Below are 20,214 nucleotides of genomic sequence, written 5' to 3'. Positions count from 1 at the left end.
ATATTATCACACCCTCCTCCCATCTGTCAACATAAAACCCACCAGAAAACATGTTTAAAAACACGTTCTATTCCATCAATCCCCATCCCACACATTCCTCCCGCCCGGATGCACCAAGCTGAGAAAGCGGCGGGTATGGCTTCCTGGAAAGCTGTACATGCCGTTTCAGAGCCCTCAAAACGCGCTTAGAAGCAGTTACAGAGAAAATGTGGGGAATAGAGGGCAGGAATTGATTCACAAAATCAAATCCTGTTGCCGCCGGCGGCCCAAATGCATCGGCATTTGGACCAACTGCGGCAAGTACCTCTATTCCCCACATTTTCTCTGTTACTGCTTCTTAGCAAGTGGCGCGGGTTCTGAAACGGCATGTACAGCTTTCCAGGAAGCCATACCCGCCGCTTTCTCAGCGCCCCCTCCGCCCCTATTTCATCTTCTCAACTCTATCCTGGATTGTCTTATTAAAGTTCTCGACCTGTCTGCAGTAAAGTTCATTCATAAACTTGGAATTCAGCATAAAGTCTGCAGTTGCCAGGTTATTTGCAATCGGGATATCATAAACCACTGCGATTCTAAGCAATGCCTTCACATCCGGATCATGCGGCTGTGCCTCCAGTGGATCCCAGAGAAAGATCATAAAATCAATCTGTCCCTCAACGATCTTGGCTCCGATCTGCTGATCACCGCCCAGCGGGCCGCTGCAGTAGCCTCTCACAGGAAGCCCTGTCTTTTCTGAAATCAATTTAGCTGTGGTTCCTGTTCCGCATAAGAAATGGCCCTTTAAGATGTCTTTATTTCTGTCACACCAGTCCACCAGCTCTTTTTTCTTTCCGTCATGGGCTACCAGTGCTATGTGTTTTGCTTTTCCAATTTCCAGAGTTACATAACTGTCTTCTAACATAAGTAATACCTCCCAATTATTGTGTCGGATCTCTTTTTGAAGCATTTGTAATCATATCGTTACTGTACAGACCGTGCTGTGCATTCACTGCACAGCACCGGAACCACAACGTAAAACAGCCAATAGCCTGCCCTCGCTGAAGGCGACTTTAAATGGGCAGGCGGCATTACTGTTTACAGGCTTGCCTGTGAACTGTAATATCGTCTGTGTTATGCCAGCTGCTCCATGGAGTAAAAACGGATAGAGGCCAGTAAACCGATGACTACTGTTATTATCATACTATAAATGAAAATAATTGGAAAGACTAAATCTATATTCACCATGAATCCAGCTGCCACGGCAATCGCAATCCCGATTCCCAGAACCGTCATCTGAATAATCGCCCTCACGAAATCCTGGCCCGTTTTGCCCATCGTATCTCCCAGCAGGCACTGCGCTATGACTTTGGTATACAGTCGGTTGGCCTGAAGCACCGCATACGTCAGGATTGCCAGAATAGTCTGAACCGGGCCGATCCCCCATGCCACGCTAAGCGGAATACAGAAAATACACCCGTCCACAAGCGCCTTGATATGCTCCATTAATGTTGCATACCACAATTTTCTGACGGGACTGTCAGGAATAAGAAACAAATAAGGGGTTTTCAGTTCATTTTCCCATTTTCCAAGGTATCCAGTCAAAATGAGTGTCATGTACATAATAATGCCCAGCATATACATCTCAGGCATTCCGGATTTCATTGCACTATCTTTCATCACTCGGGAAAGCAGGACAGCGATAGCCAGACACAGCAGAGTCATTTTTGAAAAAATAAAATACTTTTCCTTTTTATATTCCAGCAGCTGTCTGTAGAAAATCGCTTTTGCACCGGTTCCCTTGAACGTATCATTCACCCGGCGGAAACGCTTTTTCTTCTCCCCGATGCCCATGACCATCTCGCCGTTTACTTTACGCTTTCTCATTTCCGCATAATCATCGGCAAATTTTGCTGCATCCTCGTAGTAGTCACCATCACATTTCATTCGGATGGCTGCCAGGATCATACCGGCTACGGTAAGCAGATATAATACGGTACAGATTACGTTCAGCATATCCGGCCCGAGAAGGATCAGACGGTAGGCAGCGATATTCCAACCCACAACCGGTATCATCTGCAGTCCCGGCCAGTCAAAGAATGCAGCCGCGGTCTCCAGACTAATCCCCTGCTTTTTAAAATATACTACAATAACAACAGCAACCGCTACAAGAAACACCTTGATCCCTGTGCTTACCCCTTTCATTACTTTTGCAGGAATTTTATCGTTGGTGTACAAAAAGATCATGACACTGACCTCGAATACAGTTTCCACCACGCATTCCACCAGGAAAAACAGAATCATCTTCCAGGGGGGAATACCAAATACAGTCAGACCGGCAATCAGGAATAAAATGCTCACTACAATGGTAAGCAGATAATTCATCCAGGCGCTGTGCAGCAGGATCTTCTTCGGACTGATCGGTGCCGTAAATACAAAGTGAGCATGCGAGGGTTTAAAAAGAACGCCTTTTTTGGACGCGTAGCTTGCAAAATTACTCAGAAAAATATACAGAGTCCACAGTGTAATAATTATGGTTAAACCCTTCGCAGAGCTGAAGTGTACCTTAGTTACCAGCTGCCCCAGCATAACAGCCACGAATATGGCATAAACGATACAAATGATGATAACCAGCAGAGATGCCGGCTTTTTCACTGCCTTTTTCAGATTATTGATAAAGCTTCGTCTTGTAAGATATAACAGTGCTTTCATTTACGCTTCACCACCTGTCTCCCAGTTGCCGGTCATCTCGAAGAACAATGCGTCCAGATCCTTTTCCCCGACCTCTGACTTCTGATAAGAACCGATTATGTGGCTCTTCTCCATCACAAACATCACATCCCACAGTTCCTCTACCATCTCAAGCATATGTGTACTGATCAGCACAGTAGCCCCCTGATCCCTCAGCTCAAGGACCACTTCTTTCAGCTCTTTGATTGCCCTGGGATCCAGCCCTACCATCGGCTCATCCAGAAGAATCACCTTCGGCTTGATGGCAAGGGCACAACAGATACTGACCTTCTGCATCATACCTTTTGACAGCTCATTTCCCAGCTTATCCTGCTTATCATCCAGCTCAAACCGCTTCAGCAGCGCCGTAACCTCCTCATCCGTAATGCTGCAGCCATAGGCCATACGCACATATTCAATATGCTCTCTTACGGTCAGCGCCTCGAACATGGAAGGAATCTCCGGCACATAGGCAAACTGCTTTTTTGCCTCCATCTGCTTGGCCGGCATGCCCTGTATACCGATCCTCCCCTTGTACCGCAGCAGCCCTGCAATACTCTTAATAATCGTAGATTTTCCCGCACCGTTCGGGCCAAGAAGAATCCCCACCTGCCCGTCCGGGATAAAAAAACTTACATTATCCACGGCAAGGTGTTTCCCATATGATTTACTCAACTCCTGTATCTCCAGCATAACTTTTCCTCCTCATGTTTATAAAATTTATACTTTAATCTGCGGCTTAGCCGCAGACTCGCCCGAAGGGCATGTATTACGGGATGCCCTTTGGGTGTATCACTGTCAAAAATTTCTTTTTTCCAGAAATCTAACAGAAATCCCTGCCGATAATACCATAATGGCTATCCCCGCCAGTATCAGCAGCACGGATATACCCATATTCAATACAATTGCCTCGGAAATAAGATTTTTGCCTATCAGTGAAAACAGTGCAACCATCCCCCACGTAGGCACCAAGACCATTACCACGATCAGCGCAAATTTTATTTTCGTATATGAAAATCGAAAATAGAGGGGTAAAAATATACTCAAAACTACAGCAATTGCCAAAAAAGTAACCGAAACCGCTGCAAATGTTAAGGCCGGTTTCACCAAAAAACTGTTATGGAACGGAATCCGGGATAAGATGGAATAGAAAACCACTTCCAATGCCACCATAAGCAGACCCAGGACATATTTTACCGCAACGATCATGCTCTTCTTATATGGAACCGCCATCAGATATAAGTTTCCCTTATACTTATCTTCCATTAAAAAGATATTGCTGAAAAGGAAATAACACGAAAAACTGACGGACATAAACAGTATATACACGCTGCTCATATTAAGGGACCCCTGATTGCTTAAAAAAACCGGAATTGCAATCAGTACCATGATCGAGAAAACAGAATACATTCCTGCCAGTAAAATATCTTTTTTTATAAGATTTAAAACCTTCATCAAAACGCCCCCTCACCCAATCATCTTTAACATTGCCTCTTCAATCGTCGGACTCTGCAGCCCTGATTTTTTCAGAAAATCTTCTTTTGGCGCCTCAATTAAAATGCGTCCCTCATTGATCAGTATGATATCATCACCGATCTTATCTAAATCGGAGGTAATATGGGTGGAAAAAAAGATGGTCTTCCCTTTCTTTTTCTGTTCCGACAATTCCTCGCAGAATAACTGGCGGGTCTTAGGATCCAGCCCACTGGACGGCTCATCCAGTATCAGGATCTCCGCATGATGGGAAAGCGCCAGGGCAAGCGCAAATTTCATCTTCATGCCCTTAGAAAGTGTATCAATCTTCTGTGTCTCCTGAAGTCCGAACTTATCCATATACTTGTGATATTCCGAATTATCCCAGGCAGAGTAAGCTCCTGCCACAATATTTTTCATAGCAGACATCGTAAATTTATCATAAAAGTATCCGTCATCAAAAACCACGCCTATCGTCTCTTTATAAGCCCGTTCATCATGATACATCGTCTTTCCGCCAAGAAGTATATGCCCGGAATCATAGGGAACCAGGCCTAAAATACATTTCAGCGTTGTTGTTTTGCCGGCTCCGTTGTTGCCGATAAAACCTGTAATGTGCCCCTCTCTGACGGTAAAGGAAACGCGTTCCAGAGAAAAGGATTTGTAGTTCTTACTCAAATTAGAAACTTCCAGCATCAGTCATACCCCCTCGCAGAAAAGCTGATTGATCCTATATTTATTTGCAGCTGGTATGTAATCAAACTTTGTATTACTCGTTTAGTACAATCATACAAGGAATGTCATCACTTGTCAAGAGGGGATGCTTGGGGGAGTTTATTTGGGGGAGGGGCACAACTCCCTCTTTCGGCAGGCTGCGTTCATCCGGCGGAAATAAAATAAAACTTTTTGGGGGCATCTGACGGGGGCTGCGGATTGGGCTGGGTATGCGGGAATTAAAAGTATTGTAAGTATTACTGCTTATAAACTTTGTTTATCCCTCCATTGGACACATATTGAATTGTTATCAGCAAAATAATTATACGAAAGATCCTTCTATCAACTATAAAGGGCCGTGAACATACGCGTATCCAATAAAAATCCGCTGTCTCCGTCCAGGATTGCCTCTTACTTAGCGCCCCTCTTAAAGTACGATTTATCAATCTCCTTCCAATTGTTATTATTTTCAGGATTTACTCCAGGCCATCCCCCGCTGGGACTGACACATATATAATATTTATCTCCATAACTATATATGCTGCCTTCCTGAAGTTTGTTGTTAAAGTGGTCTCCGCCTATTATATCTGATTCTGTGATCAGCTGTTCGTTTAATGCCAATACTTTCGTCCAGTTACCCGTGTAGTTTTTAATCTGTGACATATTTCCACAATTATATTTCTGAGTGACCGTGTCCTCTGTGACAAAATAATATTTTTTAGTACTTTCGTCATAGTAAATGCCTTGCGGTACTTTTATTAATCCTGTGTCATTCGGCGGTTTCATCGCATCGGCCTGCTCTTTTAAATCTTCAAAGGTTGTCTCGCCCTTATGATATGTCAGGGTATTGCCGTTTACCTCAATATATCCTCCACCGTTGTTCTCCGGTGGTGTTGGATCTTCCGGGTCTACCGGAGGCTTGTCCGGGTCTGTGGTTTCTCCTGAGGAAGGGCCTGTAATCTTTGGTGAATTGTAGCATTCCACTGTTTTTGTTATTGTACATGCATTACCATACTTGCCGTTTTTGATTTTCAACGTTATATCGACAAGGGGAAGTATCTCGTTTGATGCACTCTGGACCGTCTCGAATTTCAGTGATTCTATGCTGTATTTCATATACATATTTTTGGAATACTTCCAGTCTATTTCATCATATATGTTTTCTAGGATTTTAGGATCAGGATTTTTTACTGCCTCATAATGGATGTTAAGCTCACGTCCACCGCCATCTTCCGCTTTTCGCTCTACTGTGCTGATTATTATATGGCTTCCGGTTCTGTCGTATAATTCAATGGACTGATTATCAGAGCTTATAATGATTGATTTCTCAGCATTTACTCCTGTGCTTGTCCCATCTGCATCTAAGATATTTCCGGTCTGTGCCCCGGCCACTTCTCCTGATATTTTATTCATTAGCGTATCTGCCAGCTGCTCGGCCTGCTCTACCGTTTTCAGCTCATCATAAACCTTTACCCAGGAGATCAGCATACTGCAGGCCATAGTAAAGAGTATACCAGTCAAGATAATCGTCACTACCATTTCAACCATGGTAAACCCTTTATTGGATTTTAAATTTTTACGAATCCCTGCAATCCATTTTTCCATCTGCTTCTCCACCATCGCCACTGTTTTAATCCTGTGCATCATCCGTTACAAATTCGTAAATTGTAATGCCGTTTCCCTTTGTGATCCCTATCTTCTGATTTTTGAGATCCAACTTCTCACCATCAAATACCAGCTGCAGAGCCGCCTTCTCCTCTGTTTTATTCAAAGCTGCCGGCCCGCTCTCCTTTGCGCCATGTTTCTGTTTGTAATATGACGATAAGACAGCTTCTGTATTCTCCCGCATACTCTGGGAACGGGCAAGCAGTTTGTAAGACTGTGATATTACTTTTGTAAATGTACCGACAAGCAGCACCAGGATTACAAATCCCACTACAAGCTCTACCATTGTAGAACCCTTCTGCTTATTTTGCGGATCAAAGGGGTGACCTGTTTTGCTTTTCTTTATCTGATTCTGCATCTTATTGTCCTCCCACCTCTTCTCCGGTATCTGTTAAGGACCAGCTCCATATCTCATACCCCTGATCCGGTTTGCTCAGACTTTCGTTATAGTTTAGTTCGTATGCCCTGGTAATTGTACTGGAATTCTTCCCATTATCACAATTTACTGTAATTATCAGAGCCGTGTAATTTTTCTTTTTCGCTTCCCCGCTGTCATAATCACCGGCATCATTATACCAGTACATTTCGATCGTAAGACCTGCTGCCATTTGCCGGAATTTTTCATTTTCTATTTTGCCGCTGTCAAATTGAAGCTGCCGCGTGGCATTCTTTTTATTATGTTTTTTGTCATCCTCATCTTCACTGTAATATGGCCAGCCTTCTGTCCATATATTCTGTGTTATGAACGTTACCAGGCCTGTAGCTTCTGTATCTTCAACCTTGTTATTCTTTTCATCAAAAGAGTATATTTTCTGTCCCTTATCCACCCATTCTCCATCATAGGGAATGCGCCATGACCTGCCGCCGTTCTCCAGCTCATCCTGCAGTTCATTGCTCAGCGAAGTCGCCAGAATCTGGCATTGTTCCTGGTCTTCGTAGTTCAGAGATGAGGCAAAAAGGGAGTAGGATAACAGCAGCAGAGAGAGGCACAAAACGACGATGACCGCCATAACCGCCAGCACATATACCATTGCCGAGCCCTGGTTATATTTTTTCTTCTTCATCTTTTTGCGCCTCCTTTCTTTTCATGCTGCCTATCATGGGATCTGCACGCTTTCTGCTGCTTCTTTATCTGTTTCTGTCTGGCTGTTGTCCGGTTTCCCCTGACTCTCTGAGTTTCCTGTAGTTCCGGTATTTCCTGCATTTTCCGCATCCTGCCCTGTCTTCTGTCCGGCATCTTCATTCCCGTTTTCCTCCGGAATGTTCTGGTCCTGATGGCCGGTTCTGTTCTCATTTTTGGCAGCATTGGTGTCATCTTCTGATGCTTCCTCCGCATGCTGTACTTCGTCGGATGTCAGACTGAGGTTTACAGGATCTGCCCAGTCTGTCCATCCATTTCCAGACCAGTCCGCCACTTTGATTTTGACGGATTTCACATTTTCAGGATCCGCCAGTGTAAAGCTCTTCGCCTCATCAGAAGCATATTTCAGCTGCACACTGCCATCTTCATATTCAAACCGGAACAGGATTCCATAATTTTCGATGGCCCCCGTCTCATTCACCGTGTACTTCTTTTCTTCTGCATTCCACACCGCCGCGAAATCTGCAGTATATTCAAAACCGTCATCGGTATTTCTGTATTGAATATGAATGCCGGAATCAGATTCCTGCCATGATGCACTGCATGACTTCTGATTCCTGTAACTCTGCTTCAGCATATTTCCTGAATCGCCGCGGTACCAGCTGGACATACTTGCTCCGCCCTCACCGGTTTCTGCATCGCAGGCCAGGAATGTAATCTGCCTGGTATCCCCGTTTTGTGCAAAATTGTCAGATATGATTCTGTCCATATCCGGAAGCGTCAGGATCAATGTGGTTCCGCTTTGTGTCAGCTGACCATAAGTATCCAGTGTACTGCCGTTATCCACCGTTTCCAGCTTCCAGGGCAGTCCGATAGTCTTTCCTTCTCCAATATCTCCCAGATAGTAGACATTTTCATCGTAAGCGCCGCATGACGGGTAGTATTCTCCTGCGGCTGCCGGGATGATCATAGTATGATCCACCTCTGCATATTTGTCATCTCCCTTTTCGGAACCCTGGAGCGGATAGCCGGCCGAAAGATCCGCGCCCGACGTATCCTTATAAAATACATGATAATAAACTTCTTTTCCTTTTGTAAACTGCAGCATATAGATCTGCGCCGCCCGGGATGTTCCTGCGATCTCCGCCGTGTAATCAGCCGCATCTGGCCAGGTATTCATCCTGATTTGCGGATGCTCCGCTTCCACGCTGATATTTTTACCATCCTGTGCAATGACATTATGTTTGAGTTTTGATACTTCATTTACTGAAACATCAACCGCAGTCCAGTCACTGATCCCCTTACCATCCGGCTCAATCGCCATGACCTCTGTATTGGTCAGCTTTCCGTCTGCAATCTGGTACTGCCCGTTTTCAGGCAGCAGCAGTGAATTTGTTGTATTTCCTTCTGACTTGGCATATGCACTGATATACCGTATTTCACCGGCTTCGTCTGTCAGCTTGTAAATAAAATGCCTCATCCGGGCATCACTGCTATTTACTTCCAGGCCCGCCTTATCTCTTGCCGACAAAGAGGCTGCCGCATCCTGGCCCTCAACCGGACCCGTTGTGTCTGCAATCTCTGTAACTTCATCTGTCCTGCGGTACCAGCTTCTAAAGTTGGAGTCTTCATGCCGCTCTGTATTTCCTGAAACTCCCTTTGCCATCACCTGTGATGTCCTGGTTTCTTCGGCGGCTGCCGCACCGTTTACTGTTACAGGGTCTGCCAGCACAAGAATGAATTCCTGTTTTCCTTCTGCGGATGTCCGGCATTTCAGGTAGGACACTGCGGTAAATACAGTTCCCTCTGTTGTTTTGACCTGCAGCGTATACGGCAGATCCAGGCTGCCGCCGTCAACCGGCAGGTCGCCCAAATATCTTGCATTGGCCAGGTTTGCATCCGGCAGATAAGAATCCGCCGGCTTCTCTCCAAGTCCCTCCATCTCACCTGCGTCTGAGGACAACACATAAATATGGAACTTTTCTCCATCCCTGACTGCATAGATCCAGTCCATCTCCAGCAGTGTATCATATCCTGCTGCCAGTCTGCTGTTCTGGGAATTATGTATGATCTGCAGCAGATAATGCTCTGCATATTCCTCCACAGTGCAGGTCAGTGTTGTCTGTTCTGCTCTGTTGTCATCCGGTCCAGCAGTAATGCCCTCCGCATGGTCTTCTTCCGAATATATGACACTTGTTTTGGACATTGTAAGTTCAGGAACATCATTCTGTACACGGGGTATCCTGAACTGGATATAGCTCTTACTGTGTCTGTCTTCGTAAGACCACCAGGAACTGATCTGGCTGTCGGAAACTGCGCGGACTGCTGCCGCCATATACATTCCGGCACAGTCGGAAAGCTTGATTTTAACGTTCTCTCCACTGGCATCCGTAACATCTATCTCTGTACCATGCAGGTTATATGTTCCTTCCGCCAGGCTGCCGCCCATAGTGATCGTATCTTTCATCTCATATTTCGGTTCTGCACCCTGTATCAGTACCCCGTCTGTGCCAACTGCGCCGGCCTCGTAGAATAACAGTCTCAGTTCATACCTGCCGTTTACCGCGCCATAGCCGCTTCCATCCATCTTGAGACGCAGCCCGTCTTCATTCATGTCATCTATGGTCATATACTCTTCGGTGCTGTATGCTTCTGTCATAGTAAGATCCTTAACCCCCGGCACAGCCAGTCTTACCGGCAGTTTCATCTCACGCACGACACCGGCCGGACCGTCTTTGTACATGACAGAATCTTTTTCCGCCAGCGCTTTTACAGAGACATTGATTGTCATGCCGCCTGTAAATTCACTCAGGTCCACACTGCGCTCCAATGCGGCAGAGGAAACTTTTTCCGCCTCGCTCAGAGATAAAAATGTCCAGATCTCTCTGCGTGTTACATCATAGGAACCATCCCCAATCTCTGACACGACTACCGTCTTTTCCACGCTGGAGGCATCGCGATAGATATCCTCGTCTGAATTCTCTATTTTCCTGCTGTATATGACCGTACCCGCTGCCTCATCGACAGACTCTGCATAGCCGTCTTCTGTTAAATCCTTTTTTATAGCTTCCACATCGTCACTGCTGTACTTACTGCAGACCTGATCGTCCCGGCTGCGTTCTATTGTAACGGCATAACCTGACAGATGTTCCATGATACTCACTGCACCCTCATCGGCAATTCCTGTCCACTTGACATCATAATACATGTTGTCCTTATCCGCCGTACCGGCTTCAGTTTTACAAAGCTGTACGGTCGGCATGGCGATCTGTTCCAGTGCCAGCTTCACTTCGAATGTGTGCTCCGTGTAGAACGGAAGTTTCTGCGACCGTGCGGCCGCATCCACCGTTGGCGTGCCTTTCCGCGTTACCCGCAGCGTCATCCTGGAATAATTCCAGCTTCCGTCACTGTCTTTAAAGGTGAACTCATTTGCCTGCACAATATTTTGTGATGCCAGCAATGTCCGGTTCCCTGACTCTGTGTGTCCGTACAGCTGCAGAATATACTCTGCACCAGACTGCAGTGCTCCCTGATCCCATTTAAATGTATAAGCAGCTCCATTACCAAGCGGCTGCACACCATAATCACCCACGGAAATAACCGGATTAGGCTGGATCGGAATCTTATCTGTATTCGCGGACTGACTGATATAATCACGCTGTGTATTGTCCACATTTTCATGAACTTTTAGCACGTTTTGCTTCACCTGATTCGTATAAGTATCACTGTGAGCCAGCAGCACACTGTAAATGACTGTGTAAGTGCCATCTTTCTCCAGACGCACCATATAGCCGGGATTCAGCTTCTTTGTCATGCTGTTGATGACCGCTTCATTGTTTCTGTCTGCATCTTTCAGCGTGAGCAGTTCTTCTTTTGTGATGTTCTGTTTCCCGTTAAGCTTCACAATATGCCCATACTGGCAGATGTACCATTGGTTCTGCCATGGATAAGTCTGTACCGTATACTGGCCGTATTCCTCCAGAAGATCTGAAGGCAGATCCGCCAGTGCAGTGATCTTCGCTGCGCCTCCTGTGGTTGTGATATGGGACTGTCCATTTGAAACGGAAACATCAATTTTAGTGCCGTCCCCATATTCCAGATAATCCTGCACCACCATATCCGACTCTATGTATAAATCCACACTTGATCCATCCGGCTTCTTTCCAATCTGATAGTTCAGGCCGTCGGGTGTATTTCCATAAAATCCATTCCAGGCCACCGTATACAGACTGCTGCCCATCAACGTATTGATTCCGTAGAATGCTGACTGATACATGACTAAAACGGATTCAGATACACTGCCTTCTATTGCAAGCGCCTTTACAGCAAAATTGATGTTATCTCTTCTGGTGTTTTCAAAATTGGTGATTATAGTATCCACCGTGTATATCCCGTTCTCCTGTACCGTGATAGTTGCCTGCTTATTTCTATCCGATGCCACCTGATCTTTTGGAACGGCAGACATGTAAACAGGAATCACTGTTCCCTGCTCAAAATCTTCCGGGTTCTCTAATACTGCTTTCCAGCCGAATGACTTGCTGCCCTCCTGGTAAACCAGTTCCAGATGCACTTTCGGCGAACTCTGCGGTTTGGACAGCAGCATCGTTTTGCCGTTCCATTTTGAAACATTGGAAGCTTGGAACTGACCGTCAAACTCCGGATTGGAATCGTTCGGCGCTCTGTACTGCCCTTCCGTATCCTGAAATTTTTCTTCTGCATCATAGTATTTCATATACGCAGTCCCGTTGACTGCCCTGACGTAGAATGTATATTCGCGGCCAAACCACTCGGAATCCTGTGGTATCTCGTACTCTACATAGCCCTGTCCGTTTTCCAGTGAAGTAACTGTATTCAGAACAAAGAGAGGGGCACTGAGATTGTCTTTTCCTTTCGACTGATAGCAGACCTGGTATCCATATGCTCCGGATACCTCCTTTATCTTCAGCGTTGTCTTGCCGCCGGCATTGATTACCGCAAACTCCGGTTCCTTTGCATCCATCTTCAGATTATATGCATCCAGATAATACTGCTCCACCAGAGTGTAGGCACTGCCGTCCTTCTTTTTATCCAGTGCAGAATAATTGACCGCTTCAAGCTTTCTCCCTGCATTTCTTGCCGTTAAAGAAGGAATCTTTGCAGCTTCCAGGAAATTTGGAGTAACCGTACTCCCGGACCTCAGATTATAGTATGACGGCTGGTACTCTGTCTCCTCTGTTTTTGATGCATACATGGAAGATCCTGATTTGCCCGGGTCATCCTCCGGTGCCTGTTCCTCATCCCCGATGCTGCCGCCATTACTGATGGTTTTAAGATCTGCCTTTGCCTGTTCCCAAGCCTCAACAGCAGATTCCAGGTTTTTCTTTGCTGCTTCATAAGCGGAAGTTGCCTCTTCCCACTTCGCATTTGCCTCTGCATCAACCGGTTTGGAAACATCCAGCACTTTTCCGTCTGATGCTGTCAGCTCCTCCCCTGGCAGGACAGTGCTTGCCACAAATTCGCAGACTGTGCCTGCTGTACTGTATCCGGTTCCGCTTATACTGTTTGTATTTTCTTTATATAATGAAGATACATCACCCTGATATGTAGCAACATAGTCTGCCTGGAATGTAATATCACTGATCACATCTCTGGTATCCAGTTCAAATCTTCCACATGATTTATCTGCCGCACCGGAGTTATTATAGTTTAATCCAAATGTAATAAATCTGGTTGCCTTATCGGGATCTTCTGTAGTCTCTGCCTGGCACACACTGTCTCCCCAGTTTTTATAGGCTTTAACCGTTGTACCATTGTTAAATGCTGCTGTTATAATGTTCTTATCCTGATTTGATTCTTTTGCCTTCAGATATTTTGTCGTACCATCCGCTGCCGTATAGGAAACTGTATAAATATAGTATCTGGTCCATGAACCGCTGGAGTTCGCCCCCCAGCAGACGCCAAAGGACTTAAGGGAAGGATATTCCAGTTCCTTTATTTCCTCATTTTCATCATAGGAAAGTGCCGTCTTTGCCAGAGTAAACTTCATGATCAGCGGATTGCCCACTTTAATATCACCGCCATTTTCAGGACGTACCTGGCATCCATTTCCGTTCCCTGTCTTTCCGTCAAACATGTCCGTAAAAGCTCCGCTGTCCTTTATCACCAAACTACTAAAGTTCTTTTCTGCATCAGAATTATAATAAACTGCGTCCCCATATCCTGCGTTGTTGATACTATTAACAGCTTCTTTAGCAGGCTTTTGCAATTTTTCCGCATCATCAACCCTGGCCCTGGCCGCTTCAACCGCCGCCTCAGCCTCTTCCTTAGTCATGCCTGCCTCAATCTCTTTTGTGTAATAGTAGGAATTCACAATCCTGGCTTTATCGGAATCTGATGTCTTCTGAAGCAGTCCCGCCCCTGAAACATCAAAGCAATCCTGCATTCTGACCAGTCCGTTATTATAATTGACTATTCCATAAAACTTTGTCCCTGACCCGTAATTTCTGCACTGATAGAATGAGGTCCTTGTGAATTCACTGCTGCTGCCGGTCATAATTCCTGCTCCTGCTGTGGTCGCGGTCACCTTCCCCGTATTGATACAATCGCTGAATATAACCTGATTTGAAGTATTACATACTGCTGGTCTTCCTACAAGACCTGCTGCATACTGCCCTTTTATCTCTCCCTGATTGGTACAGCCTGTGACTGTGATTCCAGCATAATCCGTCAGGTCATAAATAGACCCTATGATTCCTCCCGTAACAAGAGAACTGGATTCCGTGCCAATCTTTCCTGTATTAGAAGAGTTTTTGATTGTTCCGCCGTTATATTTCCATCTTCCAACAAATCCACCGGTATTAGAAGGTCCATCAATCTTTCCTGTATTCAGACAATTCTCCATTGTGAAAGTGTTGTTTTCCTGATTTTCTAAACGGCCAATCATTCCTCCTACGGCAGTACTGTCTTTTATTCCGCTCAGATTAGCTACGCTTGCGTGATTCTCCACATAGCTCATGCTGCTTCCTGAGCCGGACCATCCGCAGATGCCGCCGGTACCGGAGTCATTAATATAATAATAGTGCTGAACAGACCAGTTTTTTCCAGTGGACAGCTTTTCTGCCCCGGTGCCTGTCACTACGGCTCCGGCTTCATTCCTGCCCGCAATACCGCCTGCGATGCCGCCGTTTCCGCTGATGAGTACTGAATCAGTAGATTCCTTTGCTCCTGTTTCACCATCGTTGTCGCACTCCCGGATCGTCCCGTAATTCCAGCCCGCAATCCCTCCGAGATATGCGGTATACACCTGGTTTTCTTTGTTGCTTACTCCTGACCGGATAATGGTATTACTCTTATTTTTATCCACACCAATATAGCAATGTTCAATCAAACCGCCGGCCATATTCTTTCCGGTAATACCTCCTGCATTTGCAATATTGCTTCCATTTCCGCCAACCTGTACGGTTCCGTCAAAGGAACAGCCGGATAGAGTTCCCTCATTCGTTCCCGCAATTCCTCCATAACCCATATCTGTACTGCCAAGTAATGCTATGGTGCCAATCTCTGCATCCACGACTTCACAGTGTTCGATTAAACTGTCTGTTCCCGACTGCCTTCCCGCAACGCCGCCGAGACTGCAGTAGGATACAGCAGACGCTGTCTTCAGATCAACATTTTTTATCTGTACCGAAGTTTCCGGACCTGTCTGGCCTGATATTTTTCCACCGCCGGAGTTTTCTCCCACGACTCCGCCTGCACTGCTGCCGTTCGCACAGGTGATCACTTCTGAGTTTTGGAGCTTACCTCCTGCAAGCAGAATGATACCGCTGTTTTTACCCGCAATTCCTCCTGCAAGACTCTCTTTCGTGCTTTTGGAAGTGTTTGTGACAGATGTCTGGTCTATGGTACACTCCTGAATTGTCCCGCTGTTTGATCCGCTGATTCCGCCCACGTTATTCAGCGCCGTAATGCTGACGCGAAGGCCGCCTGTAACTGTACAGGTATCGATATTACCTGTATTATTTCCGGTGACACCTCCTGCGCTTCCTGCTGACGATGAAATGTTTCCCCTGTTTGTACAGAATTTAATCGTACCACTGTTCTCCGCCACAATACCACCGGCATATCCTGAAACAGCCGTAACTGTTCCATAGTTATCACAATTAGATACGGAATAACTTCCTGTATTTTTGCCGATAATTCCGCCGGCATTTCCATTACCTGCGGCTATTACAGAACGGTTGTCAAAGGAAGACAAATCAGCACTGTTTTCACCCACAATACCGCCTACGTTTTCCGTACCGTTTACGAATCCCCTGAACACAGCTTTTCCGAAGGATGGCGCAGTTAACATGCCTTCATTTTTTCCAATCAGTCCACCCACATTTATATTTCCGGAAACGTTTACTGCACCGCCATCAAGTGATTCTGTCTTCTCAACTGCTACTCTTCCCTCATGCCCGGAAAACCGCCCGTTATATCCTGCTATAGCCCCGGCATTCCTTCCTGTGGACAATATTCTGACGGGTCCCAGTTTTGTATTATGGATAAGGCCGAAGTTTTCAGCTGCAATTCCTCCAACATTATCACGCCCGGTAACTGTACTGTTGTTAATCTCGCAATCGATTATAACTCCCAGATTGACCCCGCAGATTCCACCGACCATGTCCTTGCTGTTGTCACCGATACTGGCTGCCTGACAGTTTTGGATAATACCAATATTGATTTCACAGAGTGCACCTGTATAGGTTGCCCCGCCCGTTGCCGTAACATCACCCACATCACGGTTTCTGCAGTTAATCAGTTCTGTTCTGCTTCCTACTTTTCCGATAATTCCCCCGGCATACGCATACCCAAAATCTGCTGCCGCTTCCCGGCCGTTCTGCTCCCGTGCCACACTTTCCATAATGATTCCGCTTGCTGTCACAGGTGTCAGGTTCTCTACATTTTGAATCGTCAGAATATTAATTTCTTTGCTGTAACCAAGCACGCCGCCGACAAAAACTTCTGCGCTCACTCCGCCGAATTTGCTGCTGGTCACGCCTTCTTCATAACCGGAGATTACCAGCCCTGTACCTGGATAGTATGCAAAATCGCCAGATACCGCTTCCGCAAAATTGTATGTTATATCAGCATTCTCGCCCGCCTTAGTATTCAGGCCCTCCTGATATGCCCTCACCTTCTCCTTCTGGTCACCGCCCGCAGTAAGAAGTGCATTGTATCCGATAAAGCCTCCCGCATAAGCCTTTGCATCTATGTTTCCCAGAAAATTATCGGTCTGGAATACGGTCTGAATCGTGGAATCCGCACACACCAGATTGCCTCCGATGATCCCGCCCACAAAGTATGTACCTTCCACCGCATTGGGTTTTGATACCAGCTTTCCTGCACTGCCTGCCCCATGGGTATCGGTCGCCGTATCATATGTATATTGCAGCAGACTGACAGAAGCGTTCAGTCCGGCATAGCCGCCCGCAAAATTTCCGGACGCATTGATATAACCGCCGGCAAGCTCGTAATCCTCCACCAGCGCATTCACATCATTATACCCGACAATTCCGCCTACATAATTATGCCCGGAAATATAACAAATCGCCGATAAAGCGTCTCCACTGGCACCTGTTGCTTTGCCGTCCAACCCTCTTTCTGTGTTTCCAATAATCCCGTTATTGTACCCCGCAATTCCCCCTGCGTAATCCCCGCTCAGGTTGGTTACCTCACTGAGGGAATCCTCCTCTGCACGATTTGCCACATCGCTGTTGCACCCGAAGATCCAGCCCGCATTAAATCCCGTGATTCCGCCTGCATAGTTTCCTGTAGCCACAATGATACCTTTGTTGATCCAGCCGCTGATTTTCACCTCCAGAGAACGTTCTTTCCGGGGTTCCACCACATGGATTCCATCGGCTACATCCGCAAACACAATGCCTTCGGCATCTACATAATTGCCGGCTCTGTCTCTGACCGTCCCTGCATTGCAGCCTACTATCCCGCCTACATATGTATTGCCGACAACATGGGCCTCATTGACCCGGCTGCTGCCTTCAATCCCGCTGGCCGGGCCGGAGTTAAATCCGACAATTCCTCCCACATACTGATCACCGAAAATATATCCCTGCCGGCGGCTGCTTTCATTCTCAGTGGAACAGTTTTTGATGTCACACCACTGATTGTAGCCTGCGATTCCGCCTACATAGATTCCCTTTAATCTGCCCTCTTCACTCTCGATGCCGGCAATAATCTCGTCCACAGTTTCTGATTCATACTGCGGAGAACTTGTGCAGTCCTCGATCACAAAATTATCCGTATTTTCGGTTTTGTTCTCCGCATATCCAACGATTCCTCCGATGAACATGGGCTGTACGTTCCCGCTCTCACTTTTTCCTGAAACAGCACCATAATTCTGGCAGCCACTCACTGTTATTTCTGATTTTTTATCTCCGGTCAGACGCCCCATAATTCCGCCGACAAATCTGGTACCTGTCACGCTGGCACGGTTCAGCAGTTTCTGGAAGTCCTGCTTTTTCGCCGCAGTTTTCCCGTCCTGCGCTCCAAAGATTCCACCCACATTTTCCCCGCCAATATAGGAATTGCTGCTGTCTAACTTCTGCTTTCCTGAAATACCACTGGAGTCCGACGAACTTTTCACTGCAAGATTCTCCAGGCTGCCGCTGTTAATTCCGCAGAATGCACCTACATTGCTGATTCCTGATACAACAATGGAATCCAGGCTGATCCCCCGGATAACTCCCCGGTTTTCAAGAAACAATCCTGTCGAAGTAATTTCCTTTCCCGAACCTTTTAACTTTAAGGAGTCATTTGTCTGCGAGGTAACCGTCAGCCCCTTGATTGTATGGTTATCCTTTTCCAGCCTCCAGTTTTTAGAGGTATACCCCTTTGTCTCAAAAACGGAGTCCTCCCGAAGACTGCAGATGGACGGGAAGTCTGTGTTCGTTTCCTCCACCGTACCTCCGCGGAACAGGAGCTTACTCTTTGCCAGCGTCTTCCAGTCTATATCCTTAGTCAGAAGCCAGGTGATTTTCTCCGGTACATTATAAGCATATTCCTTCAGCTCCTGTTCATTCCCTTTGAACAATCCTGCATATTTGGTGTCGATATCCTCTATGTAGCGCATGTTAAAGAGATGGCGGGCATTGGCAATCTCATAGCGCCAGGTTGTCTCGTCCTCCCTGGTCACCGACGTGCTTTCATCTCCATAATAGACGTCTGCCGTATTGCTTTTCTTTAGTGCAGTAGGTTTGTAGCCTGTGCCGCTTCCTTTTATCTTACAGTAGATCTTTTCCGCACTCAGCCCAAACCGGTGGAAGCTGCAGCCGTCACTCATTTCTTCTGCTGCCCCGCCCATACCGGGATAAGATGGCCTGCTGTAAGATTCTGTACCAATCCCGTTTCCGTCATAGCTTTCAATATAGGTCTGTGTTGTTGCATCCAGGTCAGCAGCATCCAGAACAAGATGTACCGTTCCATTTTCCTCTACATATAGATAAAATTTATATTCACCCAGTGTCTTAGCGGTGCTTTTTCCCTTTTTATCATACCAGTACCTTGTGACCGTGCCCAGAACCTGCTTTTTCTGATTATAGGCATCAGGCCACATATACTTTCCGTTTTCCGCTCCCTCCTGCGCATTCAGCATAATCGTAAGGTCCAGATTGTTGGAGGCAGCATTATAGATATCCAGCTGATAAGTCAGCTGGTTCCATGCCTCTTCCGCCTTTGTCAGCCGGAAGGACAGGTTCAGCGTATCTGCATTGTTCAGGCGCACTTCACTTATAACAGGTTTCTCTGCATTGGGGCTGGTTGCTTTCGCCATCGTGTCAACGCCGTAATACCCCAGCATAACGCCCTTTCTCCTGGAATACTCACGGTCACGTATATCAATCGTTTTCTCTGCCTTTGGATCCGGGGTTTTGTACACAAAATCTTTCTGCTTATCACTGTACATAGCCGCAAACACCTGTCCGTCCGATGCAGAAAATTCTACGCAGACCGTGCCGCCGCTGAATATCGATGTATCATATATGTATGTTTCCAGCATCTGATAGAGCGCATTGGTCAGTTTCTGTTCCTTTGTTAAGCTTCCCGCCCAGCTGCCGCTCTTATATGCCTTGTAGTCATCCGGCGTTCCAATCAGTGAGTAGATTGTGCTCTGATATTTTTTTGCCTTTGTTCCTTTTCCCTGCGACTCGTACCAAACTTCATCCAGCCTGTACTTTTTCCCATCGTTTCCAATCAGCTCGCCATTTTCCAGTTCTTCATCAATACTCTTCGCCCCGTTGTCTTCCATCAGGCTCTCCAGTTTGCTCAGATAGCCGGAATAGCTGTACTCGGAAAGCCGGTTCTGGGCAGCAGAAAAAATCGTCTGCGCATATTCATTTTGTTTTCTGAACTGCGCATTACGATACCATGTCACCAGGCTCACGACAAGGGTACCGGCAAGTATCAGCATAATCACCGTTACTACAACCAGTTCCACTGTCGTATATCCCTTTTTACAATTCCCGGCCTTCCTTCGTTCCTGCATATACCCACTTCCATTACTATTAATTATTCCGCCGCTCCCATACAACTCCCGTCATTGT

The 20,214-nt window shown here is 46.4% G+C and carries 10 protein-coding genes; all 10 read right to left on the bottom strand.

Going from position 1 to position 20,214, the window contains the following annotated elements:
* Window positions 1-67: 67 nt before the first annotated feature.
* Window positions 68-319 (bottom strand): ferredoxin, encoded by a 252-nt coding sequence (locus HMPREF0240_RS06770; RefSeq protein WP_009002698.1) that lies wholly within the window; start codon window positions 317-319, stop codon window positions 68-70.
* Between the two features lie 102 nt (window positions 320-421).
* Window positions 422-898, bottom strand: coding sequence for a methylglyoxal synthase (locus HMPREF0240_RS06765; RefSeq protein WP_009002697.1), 477 nt, complete (start codon window positions 896-898; stop codon window positions 422-424).
* A 209-nt stretch (window positions 899-1,107) separates the two neighbouring features.
* Window positions 1,108-2,685 carry a putative ABC exporter domain-containing protein gene (locus HMPREF0240_RS06760; RefSeq protein ID WP_009002696.1) on the bottom strand — a complete coding sequence of 526 codons (1,578 nt, stop codon included), beginning with the start codon at window positions 2,683-2,685 and terminating at the stop codon, window positions 1,108-1,110.
* Window positions 2,686-3,396 (bottom strand): ABC transporter ATP-binding protein, encoded by a 711-nt coding sequence (locus HMPREF0240_RS06755; RefSeq protein WP_009002695.1) that lies wholly within the window; start codon window positions 3,394-3,396, stop codon window positions 2,686-2,688. It lies immediately after the preceding gene.
* A gap of 105 nt (window positions 3,397-3,501) precedes the next feature.
* Window positions 3,502-4,158: an ABC-2 transporter permease gene (locus HMPREF0240_RS06750; protein WP_009002694.1), complete on the bottom strand. Its 657-nt coding sequence runs from the start codon at window positions 4,156-4,158 to the stop codon at window positions 3,502-3,504.
* Between the two features lie 12 nt (window positions 4,159-4,170).
* Complete coding sequence (locus HMPREF0240_RS06745; protein WP_009002693.1) at window positions 4,171-4,872, bottom strand: ATP-binding cassette domain-containing protein; 702 nt, start codon at window positions 4,870-4,872, stop codon at window positions 4,171-4,173.
* A 429-nt stretch (window positions 4,873-5,301) separates the two neighbouring features.
* A complete protein-coding gene (locus HMPREF0240_RS06740) occupies window positions 5,302-6,303 on the bottom strand; it encodes a hypothetical protein (RefSeq protein ID WP_242833304.1) in 1,002 nt (333 codons plus the stop codon).
* Between the two features lie 217 nt (window positions 6,304-6,520).
* Window positions 6,521-6,913, bottom strand: a complete 393-nt coding sequence (locus HMPREF0240_RS06735) for a hypothetical protein (protein ID WP_009002691.1) — start codon at window positions 6,911-6,913, stop codon at window positions 6,521-6,523.
* A gap of 1 nt (window position 6,914) precedes the next feature.
* Window positions 6,915-7,619: a hypothetical protein gene (locus HMPREF0240_RS06730; RefSeq protein ID WP_009002690.1), complete on the bottom strand. Its 705-nt coding sequence runs from the start codon at window positions 7,617-7,619 to the stop codon at window positions 6,915-6,917.
* A gap of 33 nt (window positions 7,620-7,652) precedes the next feature.
* Window positions 7,653-20,156, bottom strand: coding sequence for a prepilin-type N- cleavage/methylation domain protein (locus HMPREF0240_RS06725; protein ID WP_009002689.1), 12,504 nt, complete (start codon window positions 20,154-20,156; stop codon window positions 7,653-7,655).
* Window positions 20,157-20,214: the final 58 nt, after the last annotated feature.

The sequence above is a fragment of the Clostridium sp. D5 genome (genome assembly GCF_000190355.1).
In the GTDB taxonomy this organism is placed as follows: Bacteria; Bacillota; Clostridia; order Lachnospirales; family Lachnospiraceae; genus Faecalicatena; species Faecalicatena fissicatena_A.
The sequence above is the reverse complement of the archived record's forward strand: the minus strand, read 5'-3'. Positions and strand labels throughout refer to the sequence as shown.